Below are 25,171 nucleotides of genomic sequence, written 5' to 3' on the forward strand. Positions count from 1 at the left end.
TTGGACTAGGATGAATAAGCTTATTGCGTTTTTTCATCTTCCTCCATGTTTTCACGCGGTAAATGAAATGTAATTATTGTCTGCCAATTGAGGAAGGAGGATAAATTCATGTTTACCTATATAGGAAATGGTGCGTATTGTTATTCCAATTCCACTTCCATGCTTCTTGACACTGTCGGGGAAAGAATACCCGCGGAATCTATTGAAGTCTTGTCTGGCGTTGGACTTGGAGCGCTCTGGTTCAAAGAGGACAACATGGTATTCTTTTCGAACGGAGTTCCACATATCGGAGTAAGCAAGGCACTGGATATACTGGGATTCACCATTACCGAACATTCAAGCATAGATAGTTCAAATATTGAAGGAATACTTACAACTGCAATCAAACAACATCCAGTATTGCTAGGACCGTTGGATATGGGTTATTTAAGATATATGCCTAATCATAGTTATCTACATGGCTGCGATCATTATGTGCTGGCTTTTGGGATAGAGAATGGAGTGGTTAGACTCCATGACCCTGCAGGATATCCTTATGCAATGCTTCCAATGGAAGACTTGATAAAAGCAAGTAAAACAAGTCATCTTCAATACCGATTGTATCCACATGATATGACCTATCATTACTGGTGTGCCCCCAAACGAGTTAAGCACCCGAGTCATCAGGAAATATGCGTTGAGGCTATCCGGTATTTCAGACAAGTTTATAACGATATAGAAGGACAATACTCGGAACGTAACTGGTTAATAGGAAGTGATGCCATAGCAGAGTTAAAGAGATATATTCTGGGTGGCGATATTAACCCTAGTTTGGTGGGTCATTTGACACATTTTGCGTTTCAGGTAGGGGCAAGACGTGCATTGAACTTTAGCGAATTCTTCCGAGGTGAGAATGGTGGTTTAGCCGAAATTAAGCTGTTGCAGTCAGAAGTGTATGGCAGGTGCCACTCGCTGGCGGTAAACAGTGATTGGCTTATGATAGGTGAAGCTTTAAGTCATTTAGCAGAGCTAGAAATTAAGTTTCAAGAAGCTATATTCACCTAAAACCAGAGGCATTTAAATTTTGAGAATCATGACGATCTACAAAGATAGTTGGAAAATATCCTTTAAAAAAGAGCCATCCTTTGCGGGATGGCTCTTAAAACTCGCCCCTTCAGCTATCGTGGTGAACCTTAACGCTGGGGCAAGGTTTTCCCCTTACCGAATAGGTACTGCTAAAACAACATGCAACAATTGATTCACTTTAAGGTGTTTCGTGATGCAGCCGCTATCCTCTAATAAATCAATGAGCTTGGGGAATAGAATATAATCCTCCTGAATAGCGAGCAGCATTTGGTCACTCGTCAGATGATGCAGGGCAAAACTCGAAACAATAAAATCAAATTTCCCGTCAAGGTATGGTAATGCCAGGAAATTGCCGCACTGCCCTTATATCATTTAGACAACTCCTTCTTCAAGCGGATGGTCACGGTGGTGCCTTGCCCGGGAGTGCTGGAGATGCTGAGTCCGTATTGGGGACCATATTCCAGCTTAATCCGTTCGTCCACATTACGCAGACCGTATCCGCTCTGAAACAGCACATCCTCTTTGGCCTGGCTGAGTGTGGCCCCATTTGCGAATCCGACGCCGTCATCGGTCACCGTGAACCGGATCTCTTCCCCCAGGAGCTCGCCCTTAATCCAGATCCGGCCTGCGCCGCGCTTCTCGCTGATGCCATGTTTGATCGCATTCTCGGCAATAGGCTGGAGAATCAGCTTCAATATGCGGACGCCTTGCAGAGATTCATCCATCTGATATTCAACTCCGAACTTATCCGGGAACCGCATTTGTTCGACCGTCACGAAGCTCTGCACCAGACGGATTTCCTCTTCGACCGTGACGAACTTGTCCCCTTTATGCAGGCTGATCCGAAAAAAGGTAGCCAGGGAGGAAATCAGCCGTTCAATGTCCGGCTGCTTCTTCAGCCGGGCAATCCAGGCAATCGCATCCAAGGTGTTATATAGAAAATGAGGATTAATCTGCGATTGAAGCGCAGTTAGTTCGGCCTTGCGCTGCTTCTCCTTCTCCTCATCCTTCTCCAGCATCAATTGGCTGATCCGCTCCACCATTTGGTAATAGCTGTTCTCCAGTTGGCTAATCTCATCAACTTGTCCCCGCGGGTCATAGACAGCAGCCAGATCTTTTTTGCCAAAGAGCCCCAGCTTCTTCTTCAAATTCAGCAGCGGGCGGGTAATCTGCGCTGCCAGATAGAAGGACAGCAGTAGCAGTACAATGAAGGTTACACTGGCGAACAGGAGCGCATTGCGGTTGCCCTTGACGATTCCCGCGAACAGCTTGTGGCTGGAGATCACGCTGGTGAATTCCCAGCTGACCCCAAGGCTCGCCAGCCGGGGATTCAGCGGATAGGTCGCAATGATATAAGTGTTGCCATTCTCCGACCAGGTGCGGTAGCCTTCTTCCTTACCCGGACGAATCGGGGCGCTCTCCTCCAGATAATTGCCCAGCAGCCGTTTGTCCGGATGGGAAACAATCCGGTTGCCGGACGTCAGGAAGGAGTAGCCGATGCCTGTGAAGCTGGAGGAATACAGCGCCGCCAAGGCCGACTCTCTGACATAAATAATCACGACACCGATATTCTGCCCCGTATTGAAGTTGCGGAACTGCTGTCCGAAGGGAATGTAGGCATTGCCTTCGCCATCGCGTTTGATCTCACCGACCACAGGCATACTGCTCTCCTGAATACGCTTGATGAACAGGGCCTCGGGTACCTCCAGCATCTGCTGCTTGGTTTGGTAAGAATAGAGCACATTGTCATTGGTATGGATGATAACATTGCCTGCCAGGTCATTATCGGCCAGCATATCGTCAATAATGGTTCCAATCCGCAATTCCTTGTCTGCCGCCGGGAGGTGGTCATTATTGATGATCTGATAGATATCACTGTTCACCAGAAACCGCAGGAACAGCATCTGGATGTCATCGGCCATCAGCTCCACGCTCAGTCCAATCTGGCGCTGCGTCTGAACGACATGGCGGTACAAGTCTTTTTGCAGATAGGTATAGGAGTAGAAATTGAAAATAACCAGCATCAACACCAGATGCAGAGACAAGCCCGCTAACAGAACAATCACAATCCGGCCCTTGATCTTGAACCGCCGCAGCCGGGAATTCATCCATTTCTCCAAATTCGGCTTAACCATAGGTTTTCGCATATTCACTTGGCGGGATACCGGTCATTTTTTTGAAGATCTGGCTGAAATACTTGGAATCGGTAAAGCCGACCTGATTGCCCACCTCATAGACCCGGTACATCGGATTACGCAGCATACGCTTGGCTTCCTCGATGCGGTATTCCGTCAGACACTCGTAGAAGGTCTTATTCAGATCCTTGCGGAACAGATGCATCAGATGGGTCGGGCTCACGAATACCGCCGAAGCGACCCGCTCAACGGTAATATTCCCGGCATAATGCTCCCGGATAAAAGCGAGCGCTTCCCTGATTTCACGCCGGCAGCGCATTCCGGCCTCTTCCTCGGCATACAGCACGCGTTCAACACCAGTTAAGGCACGCTGTGCGGCAAGTACAGCCTGCCGGTACGAGTCTGCGATTCTGTGCCAATCTCCTTCAGGCTTGCCAATACCTATACTGAGCGGCTGCCCGAAGTGCTGCTGGCTCCATTCGGACAGCTGTTTGCCCAAGCTGCGGGCAGCATCACCGGCAGTGTTGATATCTCTGGTTCTGAGTACCATAACCCACTCCAGATGGCTGTCCCGGAAGAGGCAGAGCTGCTCCAAAGAATGCGCTTCCACGAAGTCCGCTGCGGCATCCTCCAGGGCTCCCGTTGCCTCGGCCGTCCGCTCCATGCCATTGTCGGGAGGGAAGGCGAGAGATAGAGGCATGACAGCCTCTCCAGGTGCGAGCTCAAGGTTCAACAGCTTCAGCTTACCGGCTACAAATGCCTCATCCTGCAATTGGCCGTGCAGCAGATCCTGCCAGAATTGCTTGGAGATCGAAGCGATTTCCCCGTTCAGCTGGGAGTACCGCTTGGAATGCAGCTTCTTCTCCAGAATTTTTGTGCCGACACAGCGTACCGTATCTGCGAGTTCTTCTATATTAATGGGCTTCAGTAAATAGGTGGAAGCGCCATAACGGAGAGCTGCCTGCGCATATTGAAATTCATCATAACCGCTAAGGACGACAATGCCCACCAGCATGTCCTGTTCGCGGATTTGCTCTATAAGCTCCAGACCATTCATGAACGGCATGCGGATATCCGTAATTATCACATCCGGGCGGTGCTGGAGGGCGAGCTCCAGGCCTTCTTCGCCATTGCTGGCTTCTCCAATGATCTCAACGCCATATACTGCCCAATCTATAGTTTGTGTGATGCCCATACGTACCAGGTATTCGTCATCGACTACAAGCGCTTTCAACATTAGCTTTCACCCCGTAGTAGTTTTCTGTGTCTTACAGTCAGTATAAACATGAATTGTCTTTTAGAGTAGCCGTAAATAATCAGGTAGTCAGGATCGCAAACCGTTTCACAGGATTCCATCCTAACTTTCGTAAAATACACTGTGATAGACTTTAAGCGTGAATAAGCAGTAAGCGCTTTTATAGATGAAAGACTATCGAAATTGAACGCTTCAGGAGGAGTTACGTCATGCAAGATCCATTTATTCCATTCGGGTTTCAATATTACCGTTCCCCAACCCCCTTCAAGGACCAATGGGAACAAGACCTCGGCAATATTGCCGGGCAGGGGTTCAATTGTGTGAAGTATTGGGTGCAGTGGCGGTCCAGTGTCTCCAGGGAAGGGACATTCGTGTTCGATGATATTCAGGAGCTGATGGACATAGCTCACCGGAAGGGGCTGAAGGTCATTTTGAATGTGATTTTCGACGTAGCTCCGGCCTGGTTCTACAGAAAATATCCGGATTCCAAAATGGTCACGGCCGACGGTTCCATTCTCGAGCCAAGAGCGATTAACTGCCGCCAGATTGGCGGAGCGCCCGGACCTTGCTATCATCATGCGCCAGCCGCTGCGGAGAAAGCACGCTTTCTGGAGGAGACCGTCAAGGCCTTCAAAGATCATCCGGCGCTTTGGGTCTGGGATTTGTGGAATGAGCCGGAGCTGACTACGGGGATTAAGCGTAAGCTGTCTTTTGACAACCAGGTCTGTTATTGCAAGCATTCGATTCCGGCATTTCATGACTGGCTGATCCATAAATATGGTTCTTTGGAAGCGCTCAACGAATCGTGGCAGCGGACTTACGGGGACTGGGAGGAAGTGGAGGCACCGCGGGGTCAAGGCGTCTTCAACGATCTGATAGATTGGCGGCTGTTCATGTCGGACACGCTGACGGAGGAGCTGCGGAGCCGGGTACAAGTGGTGAAGTCGCTGGATGTGCAGCATCCGGTTATGGCTCATACGGTACCGGCGCCAATCTTCAATATGATTACGGCCGGTTCGGATGACTTCAAGCTGGCAGAGCCCTGTGATCTGACAGGCAACAGCCTGGGGTCTTCGGCGTGGTCGGCTGATCTGCTGATCTCGGCTGCCAAGGGCAAACCGATTATTAACTCGGAAATTCACGCGCTGCCGGGCAATACAGCGATGAAGCCGCGCCAGCCGGATCTTCTGGAGATGAAACGGCATATTCTGACCCCGCTTGCCCGCGGCATCACCGGATATCTGTTCTGGCAATACAGGCCAGAGATATTGGGTCAGGAAGCTCCGGCCTGGGGCAGTGTCTATCTGGACGGCAGCGCTACGCCCTGGTACAAGGACATGGCACAGCTTAACAAGCTGGTACAGGACAACAAGCGGGAGCTGATGCTGGCCAAACGCCGCGGGGACGGGATTGCCATTCTGTTCAGCCCGGAGAATCAGATTGCCAACTTCGCAGCGCATGATCATCTGGATACCTACAACGACTCTATACAAGGCGCCCATAAGCTGCTGCATGAGCTTAATTATAAAGTAGAGTTCCTGCATGAGTCTGATGTTATTGAGGAGTCACTGAAGCCATACCGCTGCCTGTGGATGCCTTATCCGCTCTACCTGAGCCGCAACTTGTGCGCCATCCTGCGTGTGTGGGTGGAGAACGGCGGAATTCTGATCTCGGAATGCTCCTTCGGTGCTCTTCAGGCGGAGAATGGCTGTCACAGCTATAACGTTCCGGGATATGGATTCGATCAAGTGTTCGGCGTCCGCGAGACCTGGATTCACTCTGCCGAGAATCTGGATCACAGCTATCATCAGGTTGCCTTCGAATCCCGGACGGCGATTCCGCTGCGGAATGTGATGGGGCAAAGCGGGGAAGAAGAGCCTGCCGCTAGCGATCTGGCTCATGGCTCCTATTACAAATCGGATATCGGGCTGGAAGAACATGTGAAGGTGCTGGCCCAATTTACCGAAGACCTCATGCCTGCCTTAACCTGCGCCGATTACGGCACAGGACGCGCTGTATGGTTAGGCACTTTGCTTGCGGCTGCCTATTGGAAGGATGAGCATCCCGGTACGCTTCAGCTGGTACGGGATCTGCTGCAGCAGGAGCTGAAGCTGGAGACTTATGTGCAGGCAAGCGGTAAAGTCCGTGCGGATCTGTCCGAATGGGGCGAAGGAACGGACCGGGGCGCATTTCTATATGTGCACAATGAAGGGCAAGAAGAGACCACGACTGAAATTAAGCTGCGTGCTGTGTATACCTCAGCCGAACCCTGGTTCACCGGCGGCCACGCGGAAATTCGGCCGACGGACAGGAAGGAGCCTGCAACAACCCGCCTGACTGTACAGATGCAAGCCGGGGATATTCAGGTATTCCGCTTAACTTAGGGCGGCAGAGGTACTGCCAGATATTATAGAGCCGGCCGGTGCGATCCGGCTTAAGGAGTGTATTGGTATGAAGTTATTAGATTATGTGAATCCCCTGCAGGGAACAGAATCGGATTTCCGGTATTCCAACGGCAACACACTGCCGCTTACAGCGATGCCGTTCGGTATGGCAGCCTGGTGCCCGCAAACCTATGAAGCGGGCGGCACCTGGTTCTTCCATCCCCGTCACCGCCACCTGGAGGGCATCCGCCTGACTCATCAGCCCAGTCCCTGGATCGGGGACTATGGACATCTGACGCTGTTACCACAAAGCGGGCCGCTGCTGCTTAGCCCCGGCGCACGCTCCTCCTCCTTCAAACCGGAGGAAATGCAGGTATCCCCCCATTATTTCAGTGTACACTTGCAGCGTTACCGGACCCGGCTGGAGTTGACACCGACTGAACGCTGTGCCGCTCTGAGAATAACTTATGATGAGCCGCACCAGAGCAGGCTGATTATAGCGCCGCTGAAGGGGGAGTCACATCTTGTCTTCCAGCCGGAGACACGCAGAATTACCGGCTATACCAGAGGCCATACCGCCGGGGTACCCGATAACTTCGCCATGTATTTCGTCTTCCAGTTCGATACAGACCTGATCATGGAGGAGTCGGGCATCTTCAATGGAGATTATCAGCCGTTAGGGACGTATGAGGGAACCGGAGAACGGCTCGGTGCCTATGCAGGATTAGCCCTGCCGGAATCCGGCGTTGCAGGGGTCAAGTGCGGCACCTCCTTCATCAGCGGGGAGCAGGCTCTGCTGAATCTGGAACGGGAGATTGGTGAATGCAGCTTCGGGGAGACCTTAAGCACAGCAGAGGCAAGCTGGGAAGAACGGCTCAGCCGGATTACGGCAGAAAGCGCAGATGAAGAGAATCTCCGCACCTTTTACAGCTGCATGTACAGGGTCTGCCTGTTCCCCAGAACATGGCATGAATATAACGAGTATAGCGAACAGATTCATTACAGTCCATTTAACGGCAGCATTTGCCAAGGTCCCATGTATTCAGATATCGGTCTGTGGGATGTATACCGTACGAGCCTCCCGCTGTACAGCGTTCTGTTCCCAGCTTTGCTGGGCGAGATTATGCAGGCGTGGACGCTGGCTTATGAAGAGAACGGCTGGCTGCCGAAGTGGCTGTCTCCGGGTGAACGCAGTGCGATGCCCGGGACACTGATTGATGCTGCGGCGGCGGATGCCATCGTCAAGGGAATCGGGGGCTTCGATGCGGAGCTGCTGTATGAAGGCCTGCTGAAGCACGCAGACCATCCGGCTGCGGATGAGAGACTGGGCAGACGCGGACTTGAATTATATTTACAGTACGGCTATCTGCCTCATGACCGGTTCCAAGAAAGTGTAAGCAATACACTCGATTATGTGTACGGGGATTTCTGTATTGCCCAGATTGCCAGAACACTTGGCAAGATGGATGACTATGAGCGCTTCATGAGCCGTGCGCAGAATTACAAGCGGTTATTTGATCCGGAAGTCGGATTCATGAGAGGCCGTAACGAGGACGGGACCTGGCAAGAGGCCTTTGATCCTCTGCAATGGGGCGATCCCTTCTGTGAGGGCGGTGCCTGGCAGGGGAGCTGGGCGGTCCCCCATGACTTCCCGGGGCTGGCCGGACTGATGGGCGGAGAGCAGGCATTCGTCCGCAGGCTGGACCAGCTCATGGCTGAAGAGCCGGTATTCAAAGTGGGCTCCTATGGACAGGAAATCCATGAAATGTCGGAGATGGCTTCAGCCGGACTCGGGCAATTTGCCATCAGCAATCAGCCCAGCTTTCACATTCCTTATCTATTCTCCAGACTCGGGGCGTTGCCCACAACACAGTACTGGGTCCGCAAAACCATGTCCGGACAGTTCAACAGCAGGATGGACGGGTTGCCCGGCGATGAGGATAACGGCAGCCTGGGGGCCTGGTATATTTGGAGTGCCCTCGGCCTGTATCCGCTCAGTCCAGGAATTCCTGAGTACGTACTCGGCAGCCCCCTGTTTGACAAGATTACCATCCAGCTTGACAACGGGCGGCAATGGGTCATTGAAGCGGAGAATAATAGTCCCGCCAATGTATATAGTGCATCGGTTCACTGGAACGGTAAGCCATGGGAGCATCACTCCTTGCCGCATGACGAGATTATGAGAGGCGGAGTGTTAAGCTTCAATATGGTTCCGGGGCCTGCCCCGCTATAAGAACCAGTCAAGGCAGTCCGGATCTTCCAGGCTGCCTTTGTTCTACCTTATAGACCCTTCCAGCTAAGGAAGGAAGAACCAGACACTGCTGTCAAATCGTGAAATGGCAAACCATTTCGCAGGTTTCACTCCTGTCTTTTCACGAGCAATATGTCTAATATCGAAGGTGTTGAAAGCGCTTAACATCAATGCGGAGAGAGGAGAGATCAAGCAATGGCTCAAAGGTTTCATTCCAAAAGGAAAGTGCTCGCCACTGTTCTGGCTGCATTGATCGCCGGAAGCCTGATAATGATTGGAGCAATGAGCACGGCAACGCCCGATGAAGCAGCTCCGCTTCTGATCGTCAATGGTCAGGAGGCCACCACCGCTGAGTTCAACTGGCATCTTCAGCTGAACCGGGCGCTTACTGCCGATTACTTCATGCAGACTTATAATGCCGGTTATTCGGAGGACTTCTGGTTGACCGATTATTCCGGCGAGATTCCGCTGCAACGATGGATCAGGGACGCTCAGACTCAGCTGCTAACCAAGCAAGCAGAGCTGCAGCTTGCAGAGGAAGCTGGAGTGATATCAGACATCAGCTTTGAGGCATTCCTGATTGGAATGGAGCGCGAGAATATACGGCGGAGTCAGGCGGAAGTGAACAAGGAGGTGGTGTATGGTCCTAAGCATCTGGATGGACAGGCTTACTACAGCTATTACATGAGCAATCTTGAGGATGCAACGATTGATGCGATGCGCCGTAATGGCTCTATCGTCATCACTGCTGAACAGGAGAGACTGGAATATGAAGCCAATCTGGCTGCGAAATATTCCAAGCAGGGAACTATCCGTCTGGAATGGGTATCGCTGCCCTACGGACCGGAATCCGAATACAAAAATCAGAGCGGGGCCATGGACAGAATGAAAGACCTCCAGGCAGCAGTACTGGCCGGAACAGAATCGACAGGAACCGAACTTACCGGAACAACGCTCCGTGAACAGGCGGACAAGCTTGGGGTCTATGCCCGCGAGCTAACCGTTACCAGTACCTCACGGCGGACAGCAGCGCTGGAGAATCCAATGGTGTTACTTGCTGCGGAGCAGCTTGCACAGGGACAGATGAGTAGCTTGATTACGGAGAACGGGGCTGTCCACCTCCTGTACTGCCTGTCCGAAGCTGAGCCGGAAGCTCTGCCGTTCGATCAGGTAAAGGATAAGATTGCACAGGATCTGGCACAGCAGAAGTTCAGAGCTCTTGTGGATCATAAGCGGTCCGAAGTCGTCGTGGAATGGAATAACCAGATGGCTGAGGATCTGGCACAGCAGGCGATTCAATAACAATCTAAGGAGGAATTACGCAATAATGTTGAAAAAACTGATAATAACCATACTTGCGCTGGTGATGATCTGCACGGCGATGCTCCCCGCAATGGGTGTTTCTGCCCATACAGAAGAGACGGTGACCAATGAGTTCTCGGCCCTTCCGGCAGCGGAGTTACGCTCGGAGAATTGGGTGATTGACAGCAGTAATCCTCAGTTCTTCAGCGGAGATGCTGACAGAATGGTCAGAACCTCAATGGATGCCGGATATGCAGTCTATCCAATGACAGGCATCCAGTCGTTCTCGCTTCAAACGTATTATTTCTCCGGCTCAACCGCCGTAGTGAAGTTCTACGGATCAGCGGATGCGGCAGACTGGACAGAGCTTCCGGCCGTCAATGACAGCCCGGCGGCGACCGGTTCGGGCTGGTACGGAACCATGTATACACCGTCAGGAGCACTGCCGGATGGTGTTAATTACCTCAAAATTGAAGTCAGCGGCGATCTCGATACCTGGATGACGCAGCTCGGCAGCCTTAATCTCTCCAATGTATCCTTAGCTCCGATAACGTTGAACGATGAGCTGGACGATGTCTCACAGTTCTTCGCATACAGCGATAACTGGACCATGGATACGAGCAATCCCGATTATTTTGGCGGAGATGCTTCCCGGGCGGTAAGAACGGCCGAATCCGCTGAATTTATCGTATACCATCTGCATAACCTGCAGTCCTTCAAAGCCCGCCTGCATTCCTTTGCCGGCTCCAGCGGAAGCATCAGGTTCTATGGTTCAGCGGATGCCTCCGCCTGGGCGGAACTGCCCGCTGTTCAAGATGCTCCCCAGTCCACGGGTGACGGAGCTTGGACAGGAAGCAATTATACGCCTGCAGCGGTTATTCCACCAGGGATTCATTATCTGAAAATCGAACTAAGTGACGATTCCGCTCCCTGGCAGATGCAGCTAGGCTCGGTCTCCTTATCCAATAGAGTGCAGGGAGGCGGCGGTAGCAGTGGCGGAGACGGGGATTATTACGTCGATGCCCTTACAGGCAGCGACAGTAATGACGGGCGAACACCGGAGACTGCGTGGAAGACATTTAGCGTGGTCAATCAGACTACCTTTGAGGCCGGGGACCGGATTTTGCTGAAGAAGGGCGGCATCTGGAATGAACAATTATATCCCAAAGGCAGTGGAACGGACGAGAAACTGATCACTATCGGTGCATACGGCACCGGAAGCAAGCCGGTTATTAATGGCGGCGGTATGGCCGGCGGGGCCGTGTACTTACGCAATGCCTCGAATTGGATGATCAGGGATCTGGAGGTTACCAATTATGCCTCCGAGAGAGGGACGGTCTACCGCGAAGGTATTATGGTAGAGAACGCCAATGGAGGAATCTTAAGAAATATACACATTAAGGATAACTATGTGCATGATGTATCCAGCAGCTTCCGCTATCCTACCGTATCCGGGGCCGAAGGAGGTCCGCATGCGTTCGGCGGCATCTCCGTATATGTCGGAGGTACAACGGGTACAGACAAGTTCGACGGGGTATGGATCGAAGGCAACACGGTGGAACGGATTGGTCGTACCGGGATTGTGGTATGGGATCAGCGGTTCAACGGAACGGACTATGCTACGGTCAATGTCACCATCCGCGGGAATTATGTCAAGCAGGCGGACAGCGACGGCATTCTCACCTTTGGTGTGAATGGGGGATTGATTGAACATAACATTGCAGAGGAAGGAGGGAACTATTCCGAGGAAGGTGAATTTAACGGCTCCGCCGCGATCTGGCCGACCCGGGGCAGGAATAACGTTGTACAGTTCAATGAGTCCTTCAACACGAACAAGCCGGAAGGCGACGGTCAGGGCTTCAATCTGGATATTGATACCATAGACAGTGTGGTTCAATACAATTACAGCCATGGCAACAAAGGCGGATTCATGCTTTTCGTCGATGCGCGCTTGACTCCGGGGGTGCTGACAGGCTCCTCTAACAATGTGGTACGCTATAACATCAGCCAAAATGATCTGACTCATACCTTTAACTTCGCAGGCGGGGTTACGCCGGATACACAAATCTATAATAATACGGTCTATATCGGAGCAGGGCAGAACACCAGAATTATCGACCATGAATGGGATGACGGCGGCAATATCAACGCTCCCTATTCCTTCAGGAATAATCTAATCTACAACCTGGGACAAGGAGGGTATAATCTGCCGGGGGTGAACGGCACCTTCGATCATAATCTGCTGTATGGTAACCACCCTGCGAGCGAGCCGGAGAATGCTAATTCCATCACAGCGAATCCGCTGCTTGTCGCCCAAGGCAGCGGCGGCACCGGCTGGAATACGGTGGACGGCTACAAGCTGAGAGACCACTCGCCTGCACTCGGGGCTGGAGCTGTTATTGCAGACAATGGCGGACTGGATTACTGGGGCAATGCCGTGTCAGCGGAGGCTCCGCCGAACATCGGAGCGTATAACGGTCCGGGACTTGATCCGGCAACGCTGCCTGAAGCACCCATAGATGATCTGCGGCTGTATTATGAAGGCCTGAAGATTGTGCCGCATATTAAGGATGGAAGCAGCGGTGATCTATCGCTTCAGCTTCAATTCACGAATAGTTCCACCGCAGATCCTCTGGTCATTAAGAAGATTACCTGGACTGTAGGTGAAGGCAAAGATCAGATTAGCGGCAGCGAATCGCAGTTGTCCGGGATCGCACCGGGCAACAAATTCCCTTATTCCATTCCACTGCCGGGATTCGCTGAAGGCGTTAAGTATCCTCTGGAGCTGACGGTTGATCTGGAGGGTTACGAGGATGTCCACATTAAGCGGAATATAGATATTAACCGGATGCCGAATCAGTCGGATACAAGCAGTCCGGCGCTGATTGATCTTGCGGACGGAACGCCTCTACTGACGGGTTACAATGGTGTTGATGATCTCAGTGGAACTGCGCAGCTGCGCTGGGATAAAGACCAGTTATATTTGACAGCCGATATCCGTGATGATGTATTCACTCATAAGGCTTCCGGGATTAATCTCTGGCAGAATGACAGCATCCAGTTCAGCCTTGCTCCCGGTGTGCCAGGAGACAGCCAGTCCTGGTATGAATATGGGATCTCTCAGACGCCGGAGGGTCCGCAAATATACCGCTGGTTGTCCATGAAGGGGGCAGCCACCGGAGTGTTGACCACAGGAACGCTCAAGGTGACCAGAGATGAGCAGAATAAGGTAACCTCCTATGCCCTGGCACTGCCCTGGAGCGAAGTTAGCCCCGTCCGGCCAGCGGCGGGTGAAGTCTTAAGCTTCTCGATGCTGGTCAATGACAATGACGGAGCAGGCCGCAAGGGTTATATCGAATGGGGCTCAGGCATTGGCGGTGTGAAGGACCCGACTCTCTTCCGCACCTTTCAGCTGATGAATACCGGCAAGGGCGAAGAGCCGGAGCTGAGCAGCAATGCCGCTTTGAGCCGGTTGAGTATTGACGGTACAGATATTTCAGGGTTCGAGCAGGATAAGCTGAATTACACCATCAACCTTCCTTTTTCCAAGACTGAGGTGATTGTAACAGGGACGCCTGCTCATGCCCGGGCCACAGTGACAGTAACAGGCGGGAGCGGGCTTCAGGTAGGAGACAACAGGATTGATGTCAAAGTGACTGCTGCTGACGGAACTACTTCCAAGACTTACACCGTAAATGCGGTTCGGAGCGGGGACAACGCGGGGACGGATACGCCTGAACCTACGCCCGGCAGCAATAACGGCAACAATAACGGCAACAATAATAATAACAGCGGCGGAAGCAGTGAAGGTACTCCCGGCACAGTAGGTGGTGAGATCTTTACTCATTCACCGGGACTCCTTCAGGTACAAGCTGAACCGGGAGCCGATGGAATCATTCACGCACAGCTTCGGGACGGAGAGATCCGGCAAGCCATGGATGGTGTGCAGAGCGGAGTTCTGGTGCTTAAGCTGGCAGCAGAGAATGCTATGACCAAAGGAAGTGCTTTTCAACTACCGGTTAAAGAGCTGAAGGATCATGTAACATCGCTTACAGTACAAGCTGGCGGAGTGACCCTAACGATTCCCGTGGCTTCTCTGGTAGATAGTATTCCTGAGGATTCCCGGCAACTGGAACTTTCCGTTCATGTTGCAGATGCTTCACAGCAGCCAGCGGACATGAATAAGCATTGGACAACGTATTCCTTGCACCGGGTCTCTCTGACCGTAGACGGACAACAAATTGAAAGGTTAAGTCGCTCTGCCTCCATGAAGGTATCCGTTGCATACGACTTGAAGCCGGGAGAAGCGCAGCATCAAGCTATCGCCTATTCCATCACTGGTGGAGGGCAAACAGAAGTGGTTAAAAATTCTAAATATGTATCAGGAGCAGGCAGCGTTACGTTTACAACACCAAACTTTGGCCTCTATGGCACTGCCAATGCAGGGGTTCACTTCTCCGATACGGACTCTAGTAACTCCATCATCCTGGAGGCATTGGCTGCCCGTGGCCTGGTTCGCGGTACAGGGGAGGGCAAATATGAACCTGACCGGCAGATCACCAGGGCAGAATTCATTCAACTGCTGGTATCCGCACTGGAACTTCAAGGAGGGAATAACCAAGGGAAGTTCAAGGATGTCACTCCAGGTGCCTGGTACTACCAAGCCGTTACTACGGCTCAGGCTTTAGGTGTTGTTAACGGGCGGAGCGAGGACTTCTTCGGTGCAATGGAGCCGGTTACCCGCCAGGAGATCGCTGTTATGCTATTCCGCGCTATGCGTCTGAACGGACCGCAGCCGGAGGCTTCCAGCCCTGCCGCGTCCTTTACGGATCACAAGCAAATCGGAGCGTACGCTCTGGAAGCAGTTAACTATCTGCGGCAGACCGGTATCATCAAGGGCTATGGTGACGGTACTTACAAACCGCAGGGTTTGACCACGCGTGAAGAGGCTGCAGCGGTAATATACAGAATCATGGGATTGTGATTTCATACTAGTGGAGGCTGCCGGGATTTCCCGGCGGTCTTTTACTGCTTCAGTTCAATTTGATAATCTCTAGACGGATTGCAGCTATACATTTGACTAACCACTACATTCTGTAGTAGATTATAACTACTACGTAGTGTAGTAATAATGTTATGGACGCATAACAGACATATGAGGTGTTCACGGTGAACAAGATTCAGAAGCTATCGGATACAGAGTTAGAGTTAATGGAAGCCATTTGGGCGAGTACGCCGCCAGTTACTTCAACGGAGCTGCTGAACCTGTTCGCGCATAAGGGAAGGGACTGGAAGGCGCAGACGATATCTACCTTTTTGTCACGGTTAGTGGATAAGGGGTTTCTGACGGCTACCCGGCATGGGCGGCTGAACAAATATGTGCCCGGCATTTCGCCTGAGGACTATAAGCTGGTGGAAACTCAGCATGTCCTGGACGGGCTGTATCAGGGTTCGGTCAAGAATCTGATCTCTGCCATGTATGACGGCGACAAGCTGTCGGACCAGGATATTGACGAGCTGAAGCAATGGTTCTCGGAAAAGTAGGTGAGACGATGAAGACCTTACTCGATATTCTAATCCCGCTAACCGTTGCCGGCAGCGTAGTTACACTCAGCATTCAGGCACTGGGGAGGTTCTCGACCGGACATTTCCCGGCCCGATGGCGTTACGGACTCATTAAACTGTCCTTAGTCTTTTATTTGATCCCTATCGCTCTGATCCTGCCGTGGTTATCCCAACACCTAAGCGCACCGCGCGTAGCCACAAGTGTACAGAATCCCCAAAATGGGGGGCTAACCGGGTATGTAGCGGAATCTCTGCAGCCTGCTCTAGCCCTTTCCGCAAGTACCGCATATATCCTGTTAGGGATCTGGGCAACGGGAGCCATCATTTTTGCCGCCTGGCAAGGGTATGCGTACCGCAGGTTTACCAGAGTACTTAAGCGTACCCGTACCATGGTACCGGAGAATAGTGAGCCAGCCAAGATGCTAAGGAGCATCAAGGAGGAGCTTGGCCTCACATGTAACGTGAAGCTCGCGTACAGTTCTGTCGCACGCAGTCCTTTTCTGGCCGGTCTATGGAGACCGTCGATCTATTTGCCTATACAGAGTCATGCCAATCTGGATATGGAGATGGTCCTGCGCCATGAATTGGTTCATCTGAAGCGGAAGGATCTGTGGATCAAGGCTGCATTGCTATTCGTCCGTACCTTGCACTGGTACAATCCGCTGGTTCATACGGTCCGTCATGAGCTTCATACCTGGAGCGAGCTGACCTGTGACCAGGAGGTGGTGCAGGAGATGTCTCATGCCGACCGCAAACGTTACGGCGGGACCATACTGAATGTCATGGCAGGCCCAACCAGCCAACCCGGAGCGTTCTACGCCTCATTATCCGGTGACGGCAAACAATTACAAAGGAGATTAACCCATATGCTTAACGTCAAAAAACTAAACAGACAGACCCTCTTCCTATCGGTTACCGCAGCCCTGTTAATTGCAGGGATCGGCACCTCTACGGCGGCATTGGCCTCCAAGATGACACCGCAAGTAGTCGCCGACTCGGAGTATACTTCTTCTAATAATGCCGCTTCCGAGATTGCGGCTTCTACAGTGCCCGAAGGTAAAATAACCGAGCCAGCTAAAGGTTCTGGAACCCAGCCTGCCGAGAGCAGCACCATCCCCGCCCAAGAATATAAAGCAGGACAACTTGTTGCTGGGCCAGCTGAATCTGCTGATTCTGTAACGGTTCCCGCTGAGCAGTCTCCAGGATCTGCTCAAGCAGAGATAATTGCCCAGCCGCTGCCTGAGCTTGTAGCAGCCCCAGATGAAAGTGCTCCCGTAACGATGCCGAAAGCAAGCGCTGTCCAATCTGATTCCGGGCTTGCCCCTGCGCCGGTCCCTGCTCAGGAAGGGACTGTCACAGAGGCGCTTCCGGAGCTAGTGCCTGCTCCGGCAGAGATTGTTCCAGCACCAGCAAAGTAAACATCCTGCATTCAACCTGCCGTTATATAATCACAGCCAGGGGCAGCTTCCCAAGCGGAGGCTGCCCCTGTTTTTTTCACAAACACGTTCTAATCCCTGAAAGGTCTGAAGAATTCACGGATGTCATCCGCCAGCGGTCCCGGATCTTCCATAGCTGTGAAATGTCCGCCGCGGGGCATCGTGGTCCACCGTGTAATATTCAGATTGTGTTCAGCCCATGCTCTGGGCGGCAGACAGACATCCTCAGGGTATAGAGCTACAGCTGTTGGCACCTCAATCGGCCCCAGGAGCGGTAGAGTATGCGTATTCTCATAATACAGATTTGCAGAAGAGCCTGCCGTATTCGTAACCCAGTAGATCATAATATTCGTGAGCAATTCATCCTCACTGAAGCTCTGTCGCAGATCGCCCTTGCAATCACTCCATGCCCGGAATTTCTCGATGATCCAAGCCGCCAGACCCACAGGGGAGTCGGTAAGCCCGTAAGCAATCGTCTGCGGCTTCGTCGACTGAATCTGCATATATCCGCCTTCCTCGGCGATCCATTGTGAGGTGTTTTGGATATACAATTGCTCCTCTTCCGTCAGCCCCGACTTATCCTGCACCGCCAGCAGATTCTTGATCAGGCCGATGTCGGTAAGATGAATTCCGCTTAGCAGCTCAGGATGGTTGAAGGCCAGATACCGGGTCACACCGGAGCCGATATCTCCGCCTGCCGCAGCGAATTTGCTGTAACCCAGGTGTTCGGTCATTAATGTGGCCCATAGCCCGGCGATATGGGAATTGCTGATGCCCGTGCGCTTCAGTCCGTTCGAGAAGCCGAATCCGGGTACGGAAGGCACGATCACATCGAAGGCATCTTCAGGATTTCCGCCGTAGCTCGCCGGATCTGTAAGCATGGGAATAATCTTTTCGTAACGCAAGAAGCTGTCCGGCCATCCGTGAGTGAGGATCAGCGGGTGGGGATTAGGGCCTTGGCCGCGTTCATGCACAAAATGAATATCTAGCCCTTCCACCTTGCAGCGGTAATGCGCCAGCTTGTTCAGCTCCGCTTCCCGGGCCCGCCAATCGAACTGATCCCGCCAATAGGCAATAAGAGACTTCAAATATGTCTGATCTGTACCCCGGTCCCATTCAGATTCCTCGAACAATCCGGGCCAGCGGACATGCCCAAGTCTGTATTTCAGATCCTCCAGGACTTCATCGGCAACATGAATTTGATAACGTTCAACCGTCATTACAATCGCTCCTTAAGTGGAATAAATTCAGTACCAATGGGATAACTATATCACCTGGAGTAATGTTAGACATAGCAAGCTAATCAGGAATATATCTCATCGAAAGTGTGAAGCTGAATGCTTGAGAAGAAGCTGTTAGAGGAAAATACTCTTCACTGGAGAATTACTTTGTGGACGGAATCAAAGATTACGAGGTGAGGGAATGGATAGAATAACCAATATAAGAGTGGAAGAGAAGAAATATCATGATCAATGTTATGATACTTACGATTTATTCGAGCCAGGCTCCTGGCTGCACAAACCCGTTACTACAGTTATTAATCTTATTAATCAGTATAAGGATCAAGAATACATAAGCATACTGGATCTGGGAGCTGGTGTTGGCCGGAACAGCATTCCGATTGCTGAATCGATTAAGCCTAGGAATGGAAAAGTGGTATGTGTAGACCTGCTGGAATCAGCCATAGCGAAGCTGATGAGTTACAGTCAGCAGTTCGGTGTCGAAGAGCTGGACCCCATGTTTGAAGTAAATTTGTCTACTGAAAGAATGATCGAATTATTGAAAAGGCAGTTTGCCGGATGGGAGATAGAGCAGCTGATCGTAAAATCCTTAGCTTTTGAGATTAACAGAAACGGGCAGCCCGTCAAGCTAACCTCTGATTGTATAACCTTTGTTGCCAAGAAAAGCTGATCTTATAGAGATCGGCTTTTTTTGATAAGTTATGATAGCAAAAAGCAAAAAGAAGCGGAGGGGAAATTTGGAACTGGAGGAGCGGTAGCGTCCGCCTTTGTATTTGGATTTCTACCGCGAGGAGCGGTTTCAATCAGGAAATCCTAATACAACAGCGGCCGGAGGGCCAAATGTTCACCGCAGCGACGACCAAGCTTTGAGTTTTAATTTGAAGCAAGCAGTTGCTCAAATCCACTTAAATTAGATTTTTCCTCCCCGCCTGTGACCGCACGCACCCCTTTTTCTGCGGAATCGGCTACATTAAGAGTAGGCCAAACGAAAGCTTTCACAAACTTCCGGAATTTGATTTGAATCCTCCTTTTTAAGCAGCTGGCGTAATAGAATGAGGTTGCTGATAAGGATTATCAATCAAATATTGGAGGCTAATACAAATGAGTACACAAACCAGACAAATCGCCGAAGGCATCCACTGGGTAGGCAAAATAGACAATCGTGAAGTCCCGTTCCACCGCCTGATTCTCGCCAAAGGCACCACCTATAATTCCTATCTCCTCAAAACCGGCAAGCCGACCGTAATCGATACGGTGGATATGGAATTCGGCCGCGAATATGCCGAGTGTCTCGCCGGAATGATTGATCTTATGGATATTCACTACATCGTCATTAACCATACTGAGCCTGACCACTCCGGCGGACTGGCGGCACTGGCAGCACAGGCACTGAATGCTACGATTGTCTGCACCGAGATCGCTGTGCCCGAGCTGCAGGAGATGTATAAGCTGCACAGCCGCAACTTCCTGGTGGTGAAGGACGGGGACACGCTAGATATCGGCGGCAAAACCCTGCTGTTCAAAGAAACGCCGTACCTCCACACCGCAGAGACGATGATTACATACTGTGTGGAAGACAAGATCCTGTTCCCCTGCGATATTTTCAGTACGCATGTGGCAGCTGAGCATCTGTTCAGCGATGAAGCTGGCTTCGATATCACTGAAGATTACAAAGGCTATTATGCAGCGATTATCCACCCGCACAGAAGATATGTAAGAACGCTGCTGGAAGCCGTGAAGGATCTGGAGATCCGTATGATTGCCCCATCCCACGGGTTCCTGATCCGCGAGGACATTCCTAAGTTCATCGGGCTGTACGCTACAATGAGCCGGGAGACCACCCAGGGCAAGAAGGCTGTTATTGTCTATACCACCATCAAGAACAGCACGAAGAAGATGGCCGCGATCATTGAGAATTGCCTGAAGGAGAACAATATTGAGACAGAAGTCTGGAACGCAGATAAAAGCAGCACCGCAGACATCCTGCGCAGCATCGAATCAGCAGACGCCGTCTTCATCGGCAGCTCCACGAAGTATGCGGATATGATCGGGAACCTGGAGGAGGTGCTGAAGGGCATGCAGGAGATGAATCTGGAAGGTAAGCTGGCTACGGCATTCGGCTCCTACGGCTGGAGCGGAGAAGCGATCGAGGTCATTCAAGATTATCTGAACGGAACGAACATGACTGTACAGAGCACCTCCGAGGTTATCAAAACCACAGGCATGACCCATGTGGAGTTCCCCGTACGGGTAAGATTCTCCCCAAGAGAGCCTGAGAAGGTTCAGAAGATTAAGCATGCAACCGAATTTGTCTCGGATCTGCTGCTCAGTTCAATCTAGGGAGGAGGAAGCGAACATGACGAAGCATTACGTAATCGTTGGGGGCGGTGTAACCGCCGTCCATGCCGCCAAAGCGATCCGTGATCAGGACGCGGACTCGGAAATCTCGATCATCGGGGAAGAGAGCGGCCTGCCGTATAACCGGATCAAGCTGACCAAGGGCCTGTTCACCGACCTGCACAGCGAGAAGGTTCTGATTAAGAAGGAAAAATGGTACCGCGATAACCGCATCACCGTTCAGTCGTCCACCCGCATCGTGTCCATCCACCCGGAGCGCCAGGCGGTAGAGACAGAGAGCGGCCAGTGTGTGGAATACCATAAGCTGCTGCTCTGCATGGGAGCGAAGAACCGCGCATTAACCATTCAGGGTGCCGGACTTGCCAATGTACACAGCATCCGGGAGCTGGCTGACGCAGACCGGCTGAAGAACAGCCTTAAGGAAGGCAGCCGCGTAACCGTCATTGGCGGAGGGGTGCAGGGAATTGAGACCGCCTGGGCGCTTCACGAAGCAGGGTATAAGGTAACTGTGGTTGAATACGCACCTGCCCTGATGGGCAGACAGCTGGATAGCTACTCATCCAAGCGCCTGCAAGAAACCCTTGAACAATCCGGGGTGAAGGTGATTCTTCAAGCGGGTGTGACTTCCATAGAGGGGACAGAGGTTGTCACCGGGGTTACGCTGAATGACGGCACGAGCTTCCCGTGTGACCATGTGGTCTACTCCATTGGGATTGTTCCAAATACTGCTCTGGTAGACGGATCGGAGATTGAGGTCCGCAGCGGCATTATTGTGGATGAACATCTGCAGACGAGTGCTCCGAATATCTATGCAGCGGGTGACGTTGCCGAGTTCGGCGGGCTGGTGGAAGGATTGTGGGGCGGAGCGATGGAACAGGGCAGGATCGCAGGGAGCAATATGGCTGAAGCCCGGAGTGTATACCGCAGAGCGGTTCCGGTGACCTTGTTCAATGCGTTCGGGGTGTCCTTGTTCTCCATCGGCAACACCGATGAGCGGAATTGCGATGAGTCGGTATGCGGTGAAGAGAACGGGGCGTATACACGAATTTTTGTGAAGGATCATGTCATGGTCGGGGCGTTGTCCTGGCAGGGTGCTGCGGCTTCGCTGGCTTACAAGGCGGCTGTTGAGCAAGGCGTCCGGCTGAGCGGAAGTGCTGACGGCAAGAGCATCGAAGAGATTATAGCGGAAGCGCAGTCTGTTCTGAACTGATTAACTACTAAGAATATAGGAGATGAGTATGATGAAAAAGTATATCTGTACCCCTTGCGGCTACATCTACAACCCGGCGGTAGGCGATCCCGATGAGGATGTAGCTGCCGGAACAGCGTTCGAGGATCTGCCGGAAGATTGGGTCTGTCCGGTCTGCGGTGAGGACACCAGCCATTTCGTACCCGTTGAGGAAAAGAACACAATTGCTCATTAGTGGATTAAGGCTTCACATTTCACATTACAGGGGGAACGGTATGAAAGAGCATTCCTGCCAGTACGCCGCAGAACCTTGTACACGCAAGGTACCGATTTTTGCCGCGCTGACCGATGAGGATCTTACCCGGATCAGCGCGATGATTAAGCACCGCAAATTCACCAAGGGCCAGCCGCTAATTCTCGAAGGCGCGCCGTCCGATACGCTGTACATTATTCAGCAGGGACATGTGAAGTTATCCAAGATTACGCCCGAAGGAAAGGAACAGATTCTGCATATCCTGACGAACGGGGATTTCTTCGGGGAACTCAGTATCTTCAACAGCGACGAGCTTAGCAACTTCAGTGCGTATGCGCTGAAGGACACCAATATCTGCCTGCTGACCCGCAGCGATATGGAGCAGTTAATGACCGAGAACCCGGATATTTCGCTCCGGCTTCTCTCAAGCGTAACCAAACGCCTCGCCCACACCGAGAATCTGGCGCAGAGCCTGGCGACCAAGGACCCGGAAATCCGGATCGCTTATATGATCATGGAGCTGAGTGAGAAATACGGCAAGCCGCGCGGCGGACGTGTTCATATCGACCTGCCGCTGTCCCGCGAAGAGCTGGCCAGTTATGTCGGAGTGACCCGGGAGACGATCAGCAGGAAGTTCTCCCGATTTGAGGACTCCGGCCTGATCAAGCTGATCGGCAACAAGCAGATGGTAGTCATGGACCCGGCTGGTGTGGAGAAGTATATGGGCTTATAGACGATATATGAGCGGCATGTCTATCATTTCATGATGGGGATGCCGCTTGCTTAGTGATAAGATCTTAATTCCCGCATTACTGAATCAATGAAAGCCTTCTCCTCAGACAATTGGTCATTGCTTGCCACATGAAAAGAAATGGAGAGCCTGTTCCCAAAGGTAGAAATCCCGATAATACGTCTTGCATTAGGAACAAGAGGGGGCACGAAAGAAACCGCAGTCAAGCTATATATGCCCTGTTGTTTGTTCATATCAAGCGTAGTCAAGTTGGTGATGCTGATGCTCTTGGGTTTTCCTCCATAACCAAACAAGTTAGACACGGTGTGGGCCGCTTTGTTCGTGTAGCTACCATAGGCTGAGAAATAGGCAGCATCAATCAGTGTAGGGGATACTTCATTCATGAATTGAAGCAAGAAGAACTTCGCTTTATGATCGTCTAATTTCTTATAAATCCGTTGATGTACCTCTTGGGCGTTCACCCCAAAATTTTTGACGTTGTTATAGCGGTATCGGATCGATATTCCAGTGGCGTAATTGCCCATTCCCAGGTAGCCTTGTGGACGAATACTGACAGCCAGGCCAATGTCGGATTGGGCTTGTGCCGCTTTGGCGAAGGCGGTCGTCAGCAAGCTGTTTAGGGTAATCCCCTGTTGCTTTGCGGCTTGTTGCAAAGCGGATAACTGCGATTCATTAAGCTCCTCACAATAAATTTCGGTTGTCCGTTTACTCCAATAGCTCTTATGCAACTCCTGGTATTCAGCATGAGTAAACGGTTTTCCGGTGGTATGCCATTTGCGGTTAAGGCCGCGAAGAATGAAGCGCATCCATGGGTTGAGCTTGGCATGAGGGGGAACCGTATTAAGATCAAAAAGCTGCAGTGGCATGTAAGTCAAGTCATTCCCATTTAACGCATGTAGAACGTCATCCAGTAAATAGGAGACTGCCAGACCATCTCCTGCCAGATGATGCGCAAGGATCAGTAATTGAACCCCCCCCTGCTGCCGCTTAACAAAAAAACGGATCAGCTCACCGTTAGCCCAATCGAAAGCAATCGGTTCCTGTTCCTGCACAACCGCTTTCCAATCACAGTCAAACTGCTCCACACGGATCAGCGGCTGCTCCATTTTCTCATAAAAAGCCTGACCTTCCTCATCCAGTGTTATTTTGCAGCCTAGAATTTCATGATTAGATACTGCCGCAGCAAGAGCTGCCCCGAGAGCATGATCTGTCACATCCCCCTTAATGGTTCCAAGCATCGCAATGGTAATGCTGGGCGAGAATACATGAGTGCGTTCCTTTTGTATACGTATGCGTGTGTTCATCGACAGCCTTCCTCCTCAATTCATTGGTCAATTCTCTTAAAAGAATCATACGCCTTCACAATCAATTCTCTAATGGTGTTCCACGGCAATTGAAGTGTGTTGTAGGCCATCATCATAACAATGCCGTGAGCATAAATGATCATATTCAAGTCAATTCCAATTTCCTTAGGCATGAATGGCTGAGCAGCTTCTCCGTTCTCCCCGCAGGAGGCAAAAATAAGTTGAAAAAGATATTTTTCCGTACTTGCAAATTGGACATATCCCAGGATACACGACAACTCAGCGGGTAAATCCGCTTCCCCGTTCATGGAAATAAACTCCATCATCCATTCTTGGGCTTTGCGGGTGAGAGCAAGCTTGAGGCCATTCATGTCGGCGAAGGACTGATAGATCGGTTGTGTGGAACAGTTGAGCGCTTGGGCAAGCTTCCTAGCGGTAATCGAGTCATACCCCTCTTGACGTACCATTTCAAAGGCTTTTTCTACAATCTGAACAGCTGTGATTTGTTTTTTTGGCGGCATTTTACACCTCTTATTCAATAACGTAGTTATATAACAATGTTATCTTACAACTCAAGGAATATAATGTCAATACGGAAGATGAGTTTTGACCTAAACTCTATAAACTGCTTAAACAGCCGCGCTTCCTATGATAAATCTTAAGGCAATGTTAAGGTTACCCG

The 25,171-nt window shown here is 51.4% G+C and carries 17 protein-coding genes and 1 pseudogene; 12 read left to right on the forward strand and 6 right to left on the reverse strand.

Annotation, left to right across the window (positions count from 1 at the left end; genetic code table 11):
• The first annotated feature begins 108 nt into the window (after positions 1 to 108).
• Complete coding sequence (locus NYE26_RS14265) at positions 109 to 1,044, forward strand: hypothetical protein (protein ID WP_339256712.1); 936 nt, start codon at positions 109 to 111, stop codon at positions 1,042 to 1,044.
• Positions 1,045 to 1,197: 153 nt separating this feature from the next.
• On the opposite strand, the pseudogene NYE26_RS14270 reads toward NYE26_RS14265, so the two are convergent.
• From NYE26_RS14270 to NYE26_RS14280, 3 genes and pseudogenes are all read right to left on the reverse strand, one after another.
• Positions 1,198 to 1,413, reverse strand: a pseudogene (locus tag NYE26_RS14270) (class I SAM-dependent methyltransferase); the annotation flags it as partial.
• 20 nt (positions 1,414 to 1,433) lie between these two features.
• Positions 1,434 to 3,173, reverse strand: a complete 1,740-nt coding sequence (locus NYE26_RS14275; RefSeq protein ID WP_339256714.1) for a sensor histidine kinase — start codon at positions 3,171 to 3,173, stop codon at positions 1,434 to 1,436.
• 19 nt (positions 3,174 to 3,192) lie between these two features.
• Positions 3,193 to 4,437 carry a response regulator gene (locus tag NYE26_RS14280; RefSeq protein ID WP_339256715.1) on the reverse strand — a complete coding sequence of 415 codons (1,245 nt, stop codon included), beginning with the start codon at positions 4,435 to 4,437 and terminating at the stop codon, positions 3,193 to 3,195.
• A gap of 227 nt (positions 4,438 to 4,664) precedes the next feature.
• Between NYE26_RS14280 and NYE26_RS14285 the strand changes: the two genes are divergently transcribed.
• The 6 genes from NYE26_RS14285 to NYE26_RS14310 all read left to right on the forward strand — a co-directional run bounded on the left by NYE26_RS14285 (position 4,665) and on the right by NYE26_RS14310 (position 17,375).
• On the forward strand, positions 4,665 to 6,839 hold the full coding sequence (locus NYE26_RS14285; RefSeq protein ID WP_339256717.1) for an alpha-amylase family protein: 2,175 nt from the start codon (positions 4,665 to 4,667) through the stop codon (positions 6,837 to 6,839).
• A 67-nt stretch (positions 6,840 to 6,906) separates the two neighbouring features.
• The gene (locus NYE26_RS14290; RefSeq protein ID WP_339256719.1) at positions 6,907 to 9,072 is read left to right on the forward strand and encodes a GH92 family glycosyl hydrolase; all 2,166 of its coding nucleotides are present in this window, start codon (positions 6,907 to 6,909) and stop codon (positions 9,070 to 9,072) included.
• A 213-nt stretch (positions 9,073 to 9,285) separates the two neighbouring features.
• On the forward strand, positions 9,286 to 10,392 hold the full coding sequence (locus tag NYE26_RS14295; RefSeq protein WP_339256721.1) for a hypothetical protein: 1,107 nt from the start codon (positions 9,286 to 9,288) through the stop codon (positions 10,390 to 10,392).
• A gap of 25 nt (positions 10,393 to 10,417) precedes the next feature.
• Positions 10,418 to 15,376 (forward strand): S-layer homology domain-containing protein, encoded by a 4,959-nt coding sequence (locus NYE26_RS14300; RefSeq protein ID WP_339256723.1) that lies wholly within the window; start codon positions 10,418 to 10,420, stop codon positions 15,374 to 15,376.
• 185 nt (positions 15,377 to 15,561) lie between these two features.
• Positions 15,562 to 15,936 (forward strand): BlaI/MecI/CopY family transcriptional regulator, encoded by a 375-nt coding sequence (locus NYE26_RS14305; protein ID WP_209870719.1) that lies wholly within the window; start codon positions 15,562 to 15,564, stop codon positions 15,934 to 15,936.
• Positions 15,918 to 17,375 carry a M56 family metallopeptidase gene (locus NYE26_RS14310; RefSeq protein WP_339256726.1) on the forward strand — a complete coding sequence of 486 codons (1,458 nt, stop codon included), beginning with the start codon at positions 15,918 to 15,920 and terminating at the stop codon, positions 17,373 to 17,375. The genes NYE26_RS14305 and NYE26_RS14310 overlap by 19 nt, the downstream gene beginning before the upstream one ends.
• Before the next feature lie 89 nt (positions 17,376 to 17,464).
• On the opposite strand, the gene NYE26_RS14315 is transcribed toward NYE26_RS14310, so the two are convergent.
• Positions 17,465 to 18,613 (reverse strand): epoxide hydrolase family protein, encoded by a 1,149-nt coding sequence (locus NYE26_RS14315; RefSeq protein WP_339256728.1) that lies wholly within the window; start codon positions 18,611 to 18,613, stop codon positions 17,465 to 17,467.
• Positions 18,614 to 18,815: 202 nt separating this feature from the next.
• Here NYE26_RS14315 and NYE26_RS14320 point away from each other — a divergent pair, with 202 nt between their 5' ends.
• From NYE26_RS14320 to NYE26_RS14340, 5 genes are all read left to right on the forward strand, one after another.
• Positions 18,816 to 19,304 (forward strand): class I SAM-dependent methyltransferase, encoded by a 489-nt coding sequence (locus NYE26_RS14320; RefSeq protein ID WP_339256730.1) that lies wholly within the window; start codon positions 18,816 to 18,818, stop codon positions 19,302 to 19,304.
• A 431-nt stretch (positions 19,305 to 19,735) separates the two neighbouring features.
• The gene (locus tag NYE26_RS14325; RefSeq protein WP_036726124.1) at positions 19,736 to 20,974 is read left to right on the forward strand and encodes an FprA family A-type flavoprotein; all 1,239 of its coding nucleotides are present in this window, start codon (positions 19,736 to 19,738) and stop codon (positions 20,972 to 20,974) included.
• Between the two features lie 16 nt (positions 20,975 to 20,990).
• Positions 20,991 to 22,202 (forward strand): FAD-dependent oxidoreductase, encoded by a 1,212-nt coding sequence (locus NYE26_RS14330; protein ID WP_339256732.1) that lies wholly within the window; start codon positions 20,991 to 20,993, stop codon positions 22,200 to 22,202.
• 31 nt (positions 22,203 to 22,233) lie between these two features.
• A complete protein-coding gene (gene rd / locus NYE26_RS14335; protein ID WP_076075525.1) occupies positions 22,234 to 22,416 on the forward strand; it encodes a rubredoxin in 183 nt (60 codons plus the stop codon).
• A gap of 40 nt (positions 22,417 to 22,456) precedes the next feature.
• Complete coding sequence (locus NYE26_RS14340; protein ID WP_339256734.1) at positions 22,457 to 23,167, forward strand: Crp/Fnr family transcriptional regulator; 711 nt, start codon at positions 22,457 to 22,459, stop codon at positions 23,165 to 23,167.
• Between the two features lie 50 nt (positions 23,168 to 23,217).
• Here NYE26_RS14340 and NYE26_RS14345 read toward each other — a convergent pair whose 3' ends face one another.
• Both NYE26_RS14345 and NYE26_RS14350 read right to left on the reverse strand, forming a co-directional pair.
• Positions 23,218 to 24,489, reverse strand: coding sequence for a hypothetical protein (locus tag NYE26_RS14345; protein WP_339256736.1), 1,272 nt, complete (start codon positions 24,487 to 24,489; stop codon positions 23,218 to 23,220).
• A gap of 20 nt (positions 24,490 to 24,509) precedes the next feature.
• Complete coding sequence (locus tag NYE26_RS14350; protein ID WP_339256738.1) at positions 24,510 to 25,010, reverse strand: TetR/AcrR family transcriptional regulator; 501 nt, start codon at positions 25,008 to 25,010, stop codon at positions 24,510 to 24,512.
• Between the last annotated feature and the right edge of the window lie 161 nt (positions 25,011 to 25,171).

This window comes from Paenibacillus sp. FSL P2-0136 (genome assembly GCF_037975325.1).
Lineage (GTDB): Bacteria > Bacillota > Bacilli > Paenibacillales > Paenibacillaceae > Paenibacillus_AQ > Paenibacillus_AQ silagei.